Annotated in this window: 13 protein-coding genes; 10 read left to right on the top strand and 3 right to left on the bottom strand. The window is 36.4% G+C overall.

What is annotated here, in order from left to right; translation table 11 throughout:
- The first annotated feature begins 5 nt into the window (after positions 1 to 5).
- Positions 6 to 659 (top strand): phosphate signaling complex protein PhoU, encoded by a 654-nt coding sequence (gene phoU / locus ACVIJU_RS13845; RefSeq protein WP_063388079.1) that lies wholly within the window; start codon positions 6 to 8, stop codon positions 657 to 659.
- 543 nt (positions 660 to 1,202) lie between these two features.
- Here the strand turns inward: phoU and ACVIJU_RS13840 are convergent.
- Both ACVIJU_RS13840 and ACVIJU_RS13835 read right to left on the bottom strand, forming a co-directional pair.
- Positions 1,203 to 1,733, bottom strand: a complete 531-nt coding sequence (locus tag ACVIJU_RS13840; protein WP_063388080.1) for an endolytic transglycosylase MltG — start codon at positions 1,731 to 1,733, stop codon at positions 1,203 to 1,205.
- The gene (locus ACVIJU_RS13835) at positions 1,730 to 2,095 is read right to left on the bottom strand and encodes a DUF6115 domain-containing protein (protein WP_063388081.1); all 366 of its coding nucleotides are present in this window, start codon (positions 2,093 to 2,095) and stop codon (positions 1,730 to 1,732) included. The genes ACVIJU_RS13840 and ACVIJU_RS13835 overlap by 4 nt, the downstream gene beginning before the upstream one ends.
- Before the next feature lie 219 nt (positions 2,096 to 2,314).
- Between ACVIJU_RS13835 and rpmG the strand changes: the two genes are divergently transcribed.
- The 9 genes from rpmG (at position 2,315) to ACVIJU_RS13790 (ending at position 11,829) form a co-directional block, all read left to right on the top strand.
- Positions 2,315 to 2,464: a 50S ribosomal protein L33 gene (gene rpmG / locus ACVIJU_RS13830; protein ID WP_063388082.1), complete on the top strand. Its 150-nt coding sequence runs from the start codon at positions 2,315 to 2,317 to the stop codon at positions 2,462 to 2,464.
- A gap of 67 nt (positions 2,465 to 2,531) precedes the next feature.
- Positions 2,532 to 3,101, top strand: coding sequence for a 5-formyltetrahydrofolate cyclo-ligase (locus ACVIJU_RS13825; protein WP_240326721.1), 570 nt, complete (start codon positions 2,532 to 2,534; stop codon positions 3,099 to 3,101).
- Complete coding sequence (locus ACVIJU_RS13820; RefSeq protein ID WP_327856458.1) at positions 3,098 to 3,889, top strand: DUF92 domain-containing protein; 792 nt, start codon at positions 3,098 to 3,100, stop codon at positions 3,887 to 3,889. Before ACVIJU_RS13825 ends, ACVIJU_RS13820 begins: the two co-directional genes overlap by 4 nt.
- Before the next feature lie 310 nt (positions 3,890 to 4,199).
- On the top strand, positions 4,200 to 5,729 hold the full coding sequence (locus tag ACVIJU_RS13815; protein ID WP_456687690.1) for a rhomboid family intramembrane serine protease: 1,530 nt from the start codon (positions 4,200 to 4,202) through the stop codon (positions 5,727 to 5,729).
- Positions 5,730 to 5,815: 86 nt separating this feature from the next.
- Positions 5,816 to 6,046 (top strand): YqgQ family protein, encoded by a 231-nt coding sequence (locus tag ACVIJU_RS13810; RefSeq protein ID WP_066247571.1) that lies wholly within the window; start codon positions 5,816 to 5,818, stop codon positions 6,044 to 6,046.
- Entirely contained in the window at positions 6,036 to 7,004 is a 969-nt protein-coding gene (locus tag ACVIJU_RS13805) for an ROK family glucokinase (protein ID WP_063388087.1), read from the top strand. Before ACVIJU_RS13810 ends, ACVIJU_RS13805 begins: the two co-directional genes overlap by 11 nt.
- A gap of 494 nt (positions 7,005 to 7,498) precedes the next feature.
- Complete coding sequence (locus ACVIJU_RS13800) at positions 7,499 to 9,409, top strand: LTA synthase family protein (RefSeq protein ID WP_066247574.1); 1,911 nt, start codon at positions 7,499 to 7,501, stop codon at positions 9,407 to 9,409.
- A 109-nt stretch (positions 9,410 to 9,518) separates the two neighbouring features.
- Positions 9,519 to 10,640 (top strand): M14 family metallopeptidase, encoded by a 1,122-nt coding sequence (locus ACVIJU_RS13795; RefSeq protein ID WP_094246210.1) that lies wholly within the window; start codon positions 9,519 to 9,521, stop codon positions 10,638 to 10,640.
- Between the two features lie 70 nt (positions 10,641 to 10,710).
- Positions 10,711 to 11,829, top strand: coding sequence for a YqgU-like beta propeller domain-containing protein (locus ACVIJU_RS13790; protein ID WP_456687689.1), 1,119 nt, complete (start codon positions 10,711 to 10,713; stop codon positions 11,827 to 11,829).
- Between the two features lie 116 nt (positions 11,830 to 11,945).
- On the opposite strand, the gene ACVIJU_RS13785 is transcribed toward ACVIJU_RS13790, so the two are convergent.
- Positions 11,946 to 12,119: a DUF2759 domain-containing protein gene (locus tag ACVIJU_RS13785; RefSeq protein ID WP_065095533.1), complete on the bottom strand. Its 174-nt coding sequence runs from the start codon at positions 12,117 to 12,119 to the stop codon at positions 11,946 to 11,948.
- Positions 12,120 to 12,340 lie beyond the last annotated feature (221 nt).

The raw sequence follows: 12,340 nt of genomic DNA, 5'->3' as shown, positions 1-12,340 counted from the left end.
AAAAAATGAGAGAAAAATTCGAACTTGACTTGAACACGTTACACACCAAGTTAATTGAAATCGGCAGTTTGACGGAAGTTGCATTAGGCAAATCAATCCGCGCATTAGAAAAGCAGGATATCGATTTGGCTATTGAAGTATTAGAGCAAGATGTGAATGTCGATCAGCTCGAAGAGGAAATTAATGACTTTGCAATTCTTTTAATTGCAAAGCAGCAGCCCGTTGCGATTGATCTAAGAAGAATCATTGTTTCCATTAAAATAGCTGCTGATATCGAACGAATGGCAGATAACGCAGTCAACATCGCAAAATCAGCAATTCGAATTGGAAATGAACCGCTTATAAAACCGCTTGAACAAATCACAAAAATGCACAAGCTGGCATCAGAAATGCTGTCTTTATCGCTGAAAGCTTACCATGAGGAAGATGTTGCATTAGCAAGAAAAATAGCCGAAATAGACGATGAAGTAGATGATTTATATGGTGAAGCAATTAAGGAGCTTTTGCAAATTATTCCTGAGAACTTAGAGTATATGAATCAAATTACCCAGCTCTCTCTTGTAGCAAGATTTATTGAACGTACTGCTGACCATGCAACGAATATCGCGGAAAATGTTTTATATTTAGTTAAAGGCCGCCATTATGCTTTAAATGATTAAAGGTTTGCCGTTTTCAGGCAAACTTTTTTTATATAAATAAAATCGCTATGTTATTCGTAAATGGTTCCGCGATACTAAAAAGCCCCTCTAGTGCTAAAATAAATTTTGGTTCGCCGCCCAAATTTATCTAAATAGGAAGTGAACTTTTTATGTCTTTCGATTTAAATAGTTTATCGCATATAAAATGGAATTGTAAGTATTATATCGTGTCTATGTCTGAAATATAAGAGACAAGTGTTATGGAAAAATTTCGGGCAGAGCATAGGGCAATTTTGTGAAAGAAAAGGCATAAAATTTTGGTGGGCTTTTATAAGTACTATTGATTAAAAAAAGACAATTTAAAAGCCGAGAAAAGCACAAAATTGAGGCTGGGACAATGATCTTGGAATGACAATAATCAACACGGTCGGGAATGGGAGAAAAATGATAAGGGCAATCTTTTTGTGGTTCTGAACTTCACCATTTTGAGTTTTGAAAAACTTCCTTTTTTTACAAACGGCTGGTTTCAAACCTTATTTATAAAAAAACGGATCGCAGCCCCTTTTATCTTGTAAGGGCTTCTGCGATCTCGTAGTAGCTCATCCCTTTTTTTACTTCAAAAGTTCCAATTTGTACACGCTTATGATAATCGTGTTTAATTAAGTATTGATTAAATTTGGAGGCGGAATCAATAATGCCCGATTGTTCAAGTATTTTTGATACGTCGCTTGTCGTCATGCCTTCTTTAATATTTACTTTTACAGGTTTTACCTCAGTTTGTTGGTTATTGTTCTTTTGTTCTTGGTTTTGATTTTGTGCATTTTGATTTTGCTGCTTCTGCTGCTGTTCATTTTGTTGAGGTGTTTTATTCAGATTTTTTACTTTTGTATCTTTGTAAGAAAGAAATTCTTCATATTCTTTATTGGATACAGCAATTTTATTATTTTGAGCTAAATACTCGTTAACTGATTTGTCCGTCAACTCTTTTTCAGCCACAACCTTTTGATCATAGTTCCCTAAATAAAAAGTGAGGGTCAAAATTGAGGTGGAAACGATCATCCCTGCTGAGAATGCTTGTAAAATTCGTTTATTCATGATAGTTCCCTCTTATTTTGTTCGATTATTAGCTTTACTTCATCGGTTGTGGCATTTTCCGATTTTGCAATTTCAGCAATTGACATGCCTTGCTGATATTTTGATAGAATTTTGTTTTTCGTGTAATAATCAAAGTGTATAACGGACTGTGTGTCTTGCGAAACAGGCTTTGTGTTTGTTCCTTGCAGCAATTCTTCTTCCAATACCCTCATTTTCTTTTTCATTTTGTATATTTCTTGCATCGCAGAAACGGATAAATGCTCAACTTCTTGTTCCAACTCTTTTATATCGTCACGCTGAGTATAAGCAATTCCTAATAAAGCAATGCTGACAAGGAAAAGAATAATAATCACAATTTCCATGCATCTCACCTTCCATTAGTTGTCCCTTTATTGTTATATCATATATTTTAATAGAACAAAACGGCTTTTAACGAAATTTCATGTTAACTTAAAAAAAATGTAATTTGAAACGACTTGAAACTTTGTGTTCAAAAATAAACATAATGTAGATTTTACAATGCAAAAATGATATTATATAAAAGTCTGAATTTGAACATGAAATAGTTTGGAGGGAAAGATATGCGCGTAAATATTACTCTTGCTTGCACAGAATGCGGCGATAGAAATTATATCTCTACAAAAAATAAACGTACAAACACAGAACGCATCGAATTGAAAAAATATTGTCCAAGATGCAAAAGTCATGCTTTGCATCGTGAAACGAAGTAAAAGCAGTGGGAAGATATTTCCTGCTGTTTTTTTATTATAAAAAAGGTAAATGGGAGGAATTTTTAAGTTGGAAAAAAAATTTGAAATCAGAAATGAAGTGAAACGGATGTTAAAAAACATGGGGCATGAATTGCATGCGGAATGGTCAAACAAAATTGCTGAAACTCTTTTTGAAACAGACTATTGGCAGGAGGCGAATACCATTGGCCTTACAGTATCCAAAGGCTTCGAGGTCGATACAAAAAGTTTATTTTTTCGCTGCTGGCAGGAAAAGAAAAAAACAGCTGTGCCTAAATGCGACCCAAATATAAAAGAAATGGAGTTCAGGGAAATAAAATCGTTTGATCAATTAGAGAATGTTTATTTAGATTTACAGGAGCCGATCTTTGAGCAAACAACACTCATAACGCCAAAAGAAATCGACTTGCTTATCGTCCCTGGCATCTGCTTCGACCGGCGTGGGCACAGGATCGGATATGGCGGGGGTTATTTTGATCGTTATTTACATAAATACGCTAATGTAACTATTGCGCTTGCTTTTTCCTTTCAAATAGTTGAGGAAGTGCCGATTGAATCCCATGATATTCCGGTTGATATCATCATTACTGAAAAAGAATTGGTGGAGTGCAGGAAATGATCATTCCTTTATTGTTCACTATTTTTATTGCGACTATCGCTTATATTTCCTATAAGTCAAAAGCTTTGTCGATTTCTGGAGCAATAAGCTCCGTATTTGTCGGCGCCAGCATCTATTTTAGTTTTGGTTTTCCAGGGCTGGTCCCCCTTGGATTATTTTTTGCGTCATCAAGCATGATCAGTAAATGGAAGAAGGAACGAAAAGCGCAAATGGCATCAATTCTTGAAAAAGGGGAAAGACGCGACTATGTTCAAGTGCTGGCAAATGGCGGGATTCCAGTATTGATCAGCATTTTCAATATAGTGGATCATGATGACCGCAATTTTTGGTTCATTCTTTTAACCATTTCATTCGCTTGCGCCAACGCGGACACATGGGCTTCCGAAATTGGCAGCTTAAGCCGAATAAAACCGATTCTTTTATTTCCTCCAAAATTTGTCGAAAAAGGAACATCAGGTGCTGTTACCGTTCTCGGAACTTTTGCTTCCATCCTCGGTTCTTCGTTTGTTGCGCTGGGGAGTTCTTTTTTTATAAAAAATGATGCTCAAATTTTGCCTTTCATTATATTATTTGGATTTATTGGAGCTTTGATTGACACGCTGTTCGGATGCTTTTTTCAACGAAAAAATAAATGTCTCGTCTGCCATGCTGAAACGGAAAAAAGAATACATTGCGGGGAATATACGGTAAAGACGAAAGGTTTTGTCTGGATGAATAATGACGCAGTCAATTTTTTATCAATTTTCATTGCAACAGTAATTGCGTATTTTATTTTGGATAAAAATTGAGCAAAAAGTTTATTTTAATTAATGGAGGGATTAAATTATGAAGCGATTAAAAAGAATTCTTCTAGTATTCGGCATTTTCTTCATATATTCAAATCGATACAAAATTATGAACGTATGCCTAAAAAGCAAATGGATGCGTGAGAAATTTATTCAACTGACAATGCAGATACCGCTAATTGGCAGGAAATTTCTCCAAGGTGCTTTTAAATAGGTGGAAATGGAAAGCTGAATCGTTTTTGATTCAGCTTTTTTCTTCAAACTGCCCTTCCACATTGGTATAATAAAGGAAAAACATGCGGAGAGATTTTAAATGGGGACTCAGCTAGATTTTATTTTTTGGAAAATTTTGCGAAGTCTTGTGGTGGAGCATAATTACAGGCTAATCAATATATCCGGCGATCATTCGGAGGTTTGGTTTGAGCCGTTTCGCAACAAATATTTTCAGCTTGTACGATTTGTCAGAAAAGATATTGACTGGGGAAATTGGATCTCTCAAGACATTGAACATACGGCGCATATTTTTGAAACGATCCGAAAACAATCTATGAGAAGGGACTTAAATATTCTTAACATTTATGTGACCACATTTCCTCCTGTTGATGATTGGGAATTTCGGATTAAAGAACCTTTTGCGCATGGGAAAACAGTCGTCAAAACAATGCTGCTGGATCAAGAGCATATAATGGAAAAAACAGGTGATTTGGAAGATGCTCTTTCGGCTTCGTTGAAAAAACTTGATTATGCAGCAGAAGAATCAAATTTTGAATCAGTTGAACGAATAAAAGAAGAAATATTTTCTTATATAAAAAGGCAGGAAAGGCTGGAACGCTCCTTTTTTGAAAATGGCAGGCCTTTCTTTACATATGTTTTTTTAACAGCACAAATTGTGATGTTTTTTCTTCTTGAATGGTACGGGGGAAGCACAAATTCTGATACTCTTATAAAATTTGGAGCGAAATACAATCCTGCCATTTACGATGGCGAATGGTGGAGATTTTTTTCACCAATTTTATTGCATATCGGTTTTTTGCATTTGATTATGAACTCTTTAGCCCTTTATTATATTGGAATGACTGTTGAAAAAATGTATGGTTCGATTCGATTTTTGCTTATATACTTGTTTGCCGGATTTACTGGTTCGCTTGCAAGCTTTGCTTTCAGCCCCTTTTTGTCCGCAGGTGCATCAGGTGCGATATTCGGCTTGTTCGGTGCGCTCTTGTTTTTAGGAGTGTTAAACCCTAAATTGTTTTTCCGTACAATAGGACCCAACATCTTGATTGTAGTTTTAATTAACTTAATGCTTGGCTGGGCGATTCCGAATGTGGACAACGCTGGTCATATAGGCGGTTTAATTGGCGGATTTCTGGCAGCTTTTGTTCTTCAGATTCCAAGGATGTCCAAATTTTTCACGAGAGCAGTGGGGCTTATTTTATCGATCATCTTCGTTTTCGGTCTTGGGTATTATGGATATGAAATAGCCCCTAAGCGCAATTCGGAAATGGCTTTAGCAAGGGCGCAGGCACTAATTGAGAACAAGGAGTTCCAAAAGGCTTCCGAAGTGCTTTCGGAAGCGAAGGAGCTTGATGATGCAAAAGTTGAAATCATCTATTTACTTGCTTATACGGAATATCGTTTGAACAATGTGGCAAGCTCAATTGAATATTTAAACAATGTATTGGAAAAAGATCCGACATTTCATCAAGCTTATTATGTACTTAGCCTAATATATGCGGAACAGAATGATGTTGTGAAAGCACAAGAAGCGATTGATAAGGCATTGAAGCTTGATCCGGGAAAAGCGGAATATCAGCAGCTAAAACAACAGCTTGACAATCTATAGCTCGATGACTTGTTCGGAAGTTTTCAAAAAAAGAACTTTAGCAATATGTGCAGCTTATCCGCATTTTTATTTAGAAGGTGATGTTTTTGAAAACGATTTACGACATACAACAGCTTTTAAAACGTTTCGGTACTATCATATACATCGGGGATCGTGTGGCTGATCTTGAATTAATGGAGGAGGAGGTGAAGCAGCTGTTTGAGTCGCAGCTGATTGACGCAAAAGAATTTGAAATGGCCATGCTATTGTTAAGACGAGAAATAATGATAGAAAAAGATAAGAGAAAAAGAGTAAAGGATGAAAAATATGATCGATAATTGGCTAGTTGGTGTGGACTTAGGGGGAACTACGATAAAAATTGCATTTATCAATATAAATGGAGATATTATTGAAAAATGGGAAATCCCTACCGATAAATCAGGAAAAAATATTGTTAGTGATATTTCTCAATCTATATACGAAAAGTTGAAAGAACTTGGTGAATCGAAGCAAAAGCTGATTGGAATCGGCATGGGGGCGCCTGGCCCTGTCGATTTAACAGAGGGAATCATTTCTAGAACTGTCAATATTGGATGGGAAAATAATTATCCGCTTAAGAAAAATCTTGAAAAAGAAACTGGTTTGCAAGTAATCGTTGATAATGATGCCAACCTTGCAGCTCTTGGTGAAATGTGGAAAGGAGCGGGGAATGGAGAAAGGGATTTAATATGCGTCACACTCGGAACGGGAGTCGGCGGAGGAATCATTGCAAATGGAGAAATAATCCATGGGAAAAATAGCGCAGGCGGAGAAATCGGCCATATAACTTCCGTTTTGCATGGAGGTTTTCCGTGCAACTGCGGAAAAACGGGCTGCCTGGAAACGGTCGCCTCTGCAACTGGAATAGTTCGAATGGCTATAGCCAAAATGGAAGAGTTTAATGGGAGATCAACGCTGAATCGGGAATTGGAAAGAAAAGGATCGATCACTGCAAAAGATGTGTTTGATGCTGCGAAAAACGGCGATGAGATGGCATTGCAGGTTGTCGACGACATGACGATGCATCTTGGTCTTGCTCTTGCCAACTTGGCTACTGCTTTAAATCCTGCCAAAATTATCATTGGCGGTGGAGTATCAAAGGCTGGGGAATTTTTAATAAAAAGAGTTAAAAATGTTTTTCAACAGTTCGTTTTTCATGAAGCTTCCGCAGCAGATATTGCTCTTGCAACGCTTGGCAATGATGCAGGTGTAATTGGCGGCGCATGGCTGGTTAAAACGTACATACTTGAAAATTGAGGAAGACTAAAAAGGAATTGTCCGATAAGCCCCTAAAATGAAGCAAGTGGAGAAAAACAATGTGTTTCTCTCCACTTGCTTTTATATTTGTTCGATTTTCATCTGAAAGTAGCTGGCGGATGCCGGCTCCTTTCAGTATGTGTGCGCTAAAGCCACAATCCCAAACTCGACATGTACCTTGTCGAGGTCCAGCAAAGAAAATCTGATAGCGCTTTTAAAAAAGGCGCTATTTTTTTGGCAGCTAAATTTGGATTATAACAAATTCTGTTTATATGAAACTTTTTTAATTTTTGTCCGTCTAAACATAATAGGTACTGAGATAAAATAATATATAAAAAGCTAGCATCTTATTGTAAATATATTGTAAAAAAACATTGATTTTTTTTGGAAGAAGTATTAAGATAATCTTTAGTTATTCACTAAGATGCCTAAAAAATGGAAAAAAACACTTAAGTGTAGAAATGCGCAGGTCCACCGTTTGAGGAGGTAAAAAAATGCGTAAAAGCACATTTTCAAAAATTTCTTTTTTGTTATTAGCGACATTTTTTATGTGGATTAAAACGTACATTGTCTACAAAACTAGCTTTGATATAAAAATAGAAAATTTCAAGCAAGAGATTATTTTATTCATCAATCCGCTGAGCTTTTTGCTGTTTGTTTTTGGTATTGGATTATTTATGAAAGACAAAAACCGGAATCGCTGGGTGATCGGTGCCAGCATTGTGATGACCTTTCTCTTATTAGCTAATGTTGTTTTTTATCGGTTTTATAACGACTTTTTGACTATTCCCGTGCTCTTCCAAGCTAGCAATATGGGAGATTTGGGAAGCAGCATAACCGAGCTGATTCAACCTGTCGATATATTAATGTTTGTTGATATAGCCATTTTAATTTGGCTTTCACGGAGACCTGTTTTCCGCAAACAGGAAAAATTAATGCGCAAAGAAAAAACAGCATATTATTTAATGGTTGCAGCTGTGTTTTTCTTTAATCTTGGATTGGCTGAAACAGAGCGTCCGCAGCTTTTAACAAGAACGTTTGACAGGGAGATGCTCGTCAAAAATATTGGTGTATACAATTTTCATATTTACGATTCTTTGCTGCAGTCCAAAACGTCTGCACAACGTGCGTTAGCTGACAGCAATAACTTGGTCGAAATTCAAAATTATTTAAATGCGAACAAAAAAGAACCTAGTAAAGAAATGAATGGAATTGCAAAGGGTAGAAATGTCATTATCGTCTCTATGGAGTCGTTCCAAAACTTTGTTATCAATCAGAAATTGAACGGACAAGAAATTACTCCGTTTTTAAATGATTTTATTAAACAAAGCTACTATTTTGATAATTTTTACCATCAAACAGGACAAGGCAAAACATCAGATTCAGAATTTTTATTGGAAAATTCTTTGTATCCGTTGGGAAGAGGCTCAGTCTTCTTTACAAATGCGAACAATGAGTACAATGCAACTCCGGAAATTTTAAAGGATTACGGTTATTACACAGCTGTATTTCATGCAAATAACCGCACATTCTGGAATCGCGATGTGATGTATAATTCTCTCGGATACGACCGTTTCTTTGATGTCAGAGATTATAATGTGACGGAAGAAAATTCGGTAGGATGGGGATTGAAGGATATTGACTTCTTTAAGCAGTCGGTACAATTATTGAAAAATGTTCCTCAGCCTTTTTATACGAAATATATTACATTAACGAACCATTTTCCGTTTGAGTTGGGTGAAGAAGATAAATTGATTGATGAATTTGATTCCGAAGATGGAGTCGTGAATCGCTATTTTACGACGGTTCGTTATACAGATGAAGCCTTGAAAGTGTTCATCGAAGATCTAAAAAAAGCTGGACTATATGAAAATTCAATTATTATATTGTACGGCGACCATTACGGTATTTCCGAAAACCATAACAAAGCGATGGCGCAATTTTTAGGGAAAGAGGAAATTACGCCGCTTGATACGATTCAGCTGCAAAAAGTTCCGTTAATTATCCATATTCCAGGGGTTACCGATAAAAATCCGAAAGTGTTCCATCAAGTCGCCGGGCAAATTGACTTGAAGCCAACTATTTTAAACCTGCTAGGCATTGATACGAAAAACGATATCGAATTTGGTACAGATATTTTTTCAAAAGACCGTATTCCGTTTGCTGTGTTAAGGGACGGCAGCTTTATTACGGATCAATATGTGTATACAAGAGGAATATGCTATGACAAATCAACAGGCGAAGCTGTTGAGGATAAAAATGCATGTGAACCATATATGGAAAAAGCGAAAAATGAGCTTGATTATTCGGATGAAATTATTTATGGTGACCTGCTGCGGTTTTTTGACAAAGAGGATGAATCATCTCCGAATTCAACCGAGCAGCAAGCTGCAAAAAAACAGTAAAAGGCTCTGGCCATTAGGTCAGAGCTTTTTTTATACGTTTTATTAATGAAACATGATGTCGTTCATATAATATGTTATGTACTGAATAAAAAGGGGAGAGGGGTTTTTTATGGAAATCTGTATGAATGAAACAGCGGATTTGGAGTACTTGGAAAAAAAATATCAACTTTCGAAACGATTGTTGTTGGATTCAAATCCCTTCTTCGAAAACGAAAAAATCTTTAAAGGGGAAAAAATCGTCATCCCCGGATGGGGTTTCGTACAAAATAATCCGTTTCATCCTTCACCAAGCTTGACTAAAAATACATACAATGCTGTCCCAATTTCATGGCCTGTAATTGATCCCAAACGGCCCTATCATTTTTTTGCTTTGACAAGCGATATTAAGGTGTTAAAAAAAAATTACCCATTTATTAAAGAGAGGATTATCGGCCGCAGTGTTCTAGGGAATCCTTTAGTTGAACTTCTTATCGGTTCCGGAACGAAAAAAGTTCATATGAACGGTTCGTTTCATGCAAATGAGTGGATTACGACAGCCATTATGATGAAATGGCTCAATGAGTATGTTCGGAAGCTTATTTTAAACGAATCGATTAATGGAATTTCTGTAAGACAGCTTTATGAGCAGATTACTTTATCGTTTGTTCCGATGGTGAATCCGGATGGAGTGAATCTTGTTTTAGCAGCTGAATCGTTCGATCCTCAAGTGAAAGAACAGGCCGTCAAGTTAAATAATAACTGTGAAGATTTTTCCGATTGGAAAGCAAATATTCGCGGCGTTGATCTGAACAATCAATTTCCTGCCTTTTGGGAAATTGAAAAAGAAAGAAAAAGCCCAAAATCCCCGGCTCCTCGTGATTATCCAGGTGATTATCCTCTCTCAGAGCCGGAAGCAATTGCTATGAGTGAACTAGTCAAGCAGTCTCAATTTGAACTCATCGTAGCCTTCCACACACAAGGAGAAGAAATATATTGGGGGTATTTAAACTATGAACCAGAGAAGTCGGAAGAAATCGTAAAAGAGTATGAGTTGTTAAGCGGATATAAAGGAATCCGAATGATTGATAGTCATGCCGGTTTTCGCGATTGGTTTATTAAAGAATACAGAAAGCCGGGATTTACCGTTGAATTAGGCAGAGGAAGGAACCCTTTGCCGCTTGACCAATTTGATGAAATTTATCGGAAAGCAAAGGGAATATTTTGGGCGTCGCTTTATTTGCTGTGCAAATAAATTTTTTGAAACATTTTTTTTGAAAAATTCGTAAATTATAAGTGAAAATTGGATGAGAAGGATGAGGGTGATGAGGGCAGCCTTTTTTTTCGTCATGTGCTTTCCGATTCTCCTTTTGTCGTCTTGTGAATTTCATCAGCTTACGAATGAAAAGAAACAAGTGACAAAAGAGAAAAAAATGGAAAATGAGTTTGAAAACTTTAAAGCAGAACAGAATCTTTTAGAGAACATTCAACCGATTGAAGCAGAGGAAAATACCTTTCAAAATATTACTGGATGGTTTCATGAAACGGCTGTGCTTTACATTAAAAATCTTGAAGACCGTTCGGAAGTTATTTGTCACGATCTTCAAATCGGAAAAGATGAACTATTTTTTCAGACAAAACATCCGATTATTCAAACAGTGCCCAATGATCGTCGAACAATTTTTCTCATTCATTCAAGCCCTGAAACCAATCAAGCCATCCTGACATTTGTAAACACCGAAGGAGAGGAATTATTTCATTGGGAAATCAATGCGTTTGAACTTCAATATACATGGAATCCCTATAATGAAAACGAGCTGATGGTTACAGCATTTGCTGAAGATTGGTCATATAAGACTTATTTGCTTGATTTGAAAGAGAAAAAAGTGGTGGATAGTCCCTATCAAATACCTTTTTCTCAATGGACAGATGAAGATCGCATTACATATGTAAAATGGAATAACGATGAGCCTGAGTTAAGCGCTCCGCTTTATGAAGCGAACTTAATGAAACATCACGAAAAAAAAATCGCTGATCATGTCATCGGAAATGGAAATTTTTCATCGATTGTCATGTATTTGCAGGAAAATCAACAGGAAAAAGGATTCGGTCAATATGTTTTTATAAATTCTTCATCAAAAAAAGTGTTGTCTACATTTCGTGTCCCTTTGGCTTCCGATTACTCTCAATGGATTTTTCCCTACTATGACTTCAATGCTCAAAATCAGCAGTTTTATACATTTGTGCCCGTTGCCAAATCCCAGGACGGTTCCTTTGAACTGCAAAGATTTAACCTTATCACTAAGAAAAAAGAAACCATCTTCAAAAACGTGACAAACGATCCTATCCTCATTTCGCCATCAGGTCATTATGCTTTGTATGGGCCGAGATTGGAAAAAATCATGGATTTAAGGAAGGAAAAGATTCAGGAGATTGTAAAATAAACAGGAGTGAAAGCATCTTTTTTGGTAATATGAAGCGGAGGTTAAAAGACGGGTGTGTGACAACTGAATGTTTATTTATTCATAAAAAAAAGAATGGCCCCGCCATTCTTTCTTTTTTAGTGTGGCACTGGTATACCGTGGTGAACAATCGTTTTATAGGTAAACCATCCAAAAACAGCGACTGTTCCAAGCGCAAACAAAATTCCCAAAATGTTTTTTTGTTTTAAAGAACGGAAAATAGCATAGATACCAAGCAAAGTTACTAAAGTAAAGATAATGACAGTACCCATTGTATAGCCCCCAATCTTTTATACGTTGAAGTGCGGCAAATATCTTCCCCTTCATATTTTAATCTCTTTTACTAGATTTGTCGAGGTAGGAACGGTACGTTTGCATAAAATGACTATGTCAATTTTATGAACGGTATGTCCTGCACATTTTAGGTTTGGCCAAAAATTTTCTAACTATTCCTTTTGCGCCAAAAAAGAATGTTTTGTATGATGGAAATTGA

The sequence above is a fragment of the Aeribacillus sp. SP014 genome, assembly GCF_054055575.1.
Note: the sequence above shows the minus strand (reverse complement) of the source record. Positions and strands in the feature narration are given on the sequence as shown.

Excerpts from the sequence above, each read along its gene's own strand:
- phoU (WP_063388079.1), top strand. The coding sequence starts at position 6 with ATGAGAGAAAAATTCGAACTTGACTTGAACACGTTACACACCAAGTTA.
- ACVIJU_RS13840 (WP_063388080.1), bottom strand. The coding sequence starts at position 1,733 with ATGAATAAACGAATTTTACAAGCATTCTCAGCAGGGATGATCGTTTCC.
- ACVIJU_RS13835 (WP_063388081.1), bottom strand. The coding sequence starts at position 2,095 with ATGGAAATTGTGATTATTATTCTTTTCCTTGTCAGCATTGCTTTATTA.
- rpmG (WP_063388082.1), top strand. The coding sequence starts at position 2,315 with ATGCGCGTAAATATTACTCTTGCTTGCACAGAATGCGGCGATAGAAAT.
- ACVIJU_RS13820 (WP_327856458.1), top strand. The coding sequence starts at position 3,098 with ATGATCATTCCTTTATTGTTCACTATTTTTATTGCGACTATCGCTTAT.
- ACVIJU_RS13815 (WP_456687690.1), top strand. The coding sequence starts at position 4,200 with ATGGGGACTCAGCTAGATTTTATTTTTTGGAAAATTTTGCGAAGTCTT.
- ACVIJU_RS13805 (WP_063388087.1), top strand. The coding sequence starts at position 6,036 with ATGATCGATAATTGGCTAGTTGGTGTGGACTTAGGGGGAACTACGATA.
- ACVIJU_RS13800 (WP_066247574.1), top strand. The coding sequence starts at position 7,499 with ATGCGTAAAAGCACATTTTCAAAAATTTCTTTTTTGTTATTAGCGACA.
- ACVIJU_RS13795 (WP_094246210.1), top strand. The coding sequence starts at position 9,519 with ATGGAAATCTGTATGAATGAAACAGCGGATTTGGAGTACTTGGAAAAA.
- ACVIJU_RS13790 (WP_456687689.1), top strand. The coding sequence starts at position 10,711 with ATGAGGGCAGCCTTTTTTTTCGTCATGTGCTTTCCGATTCTCCTTTTG.
- ACVIJU_RS13785 (WP_065095533.1), bottom strand. The coding sequence starts at position 12,119 with ATGGGTACTGTCATTATCTTTACTTTAGTAACTTTGCTTGGTATCTAT.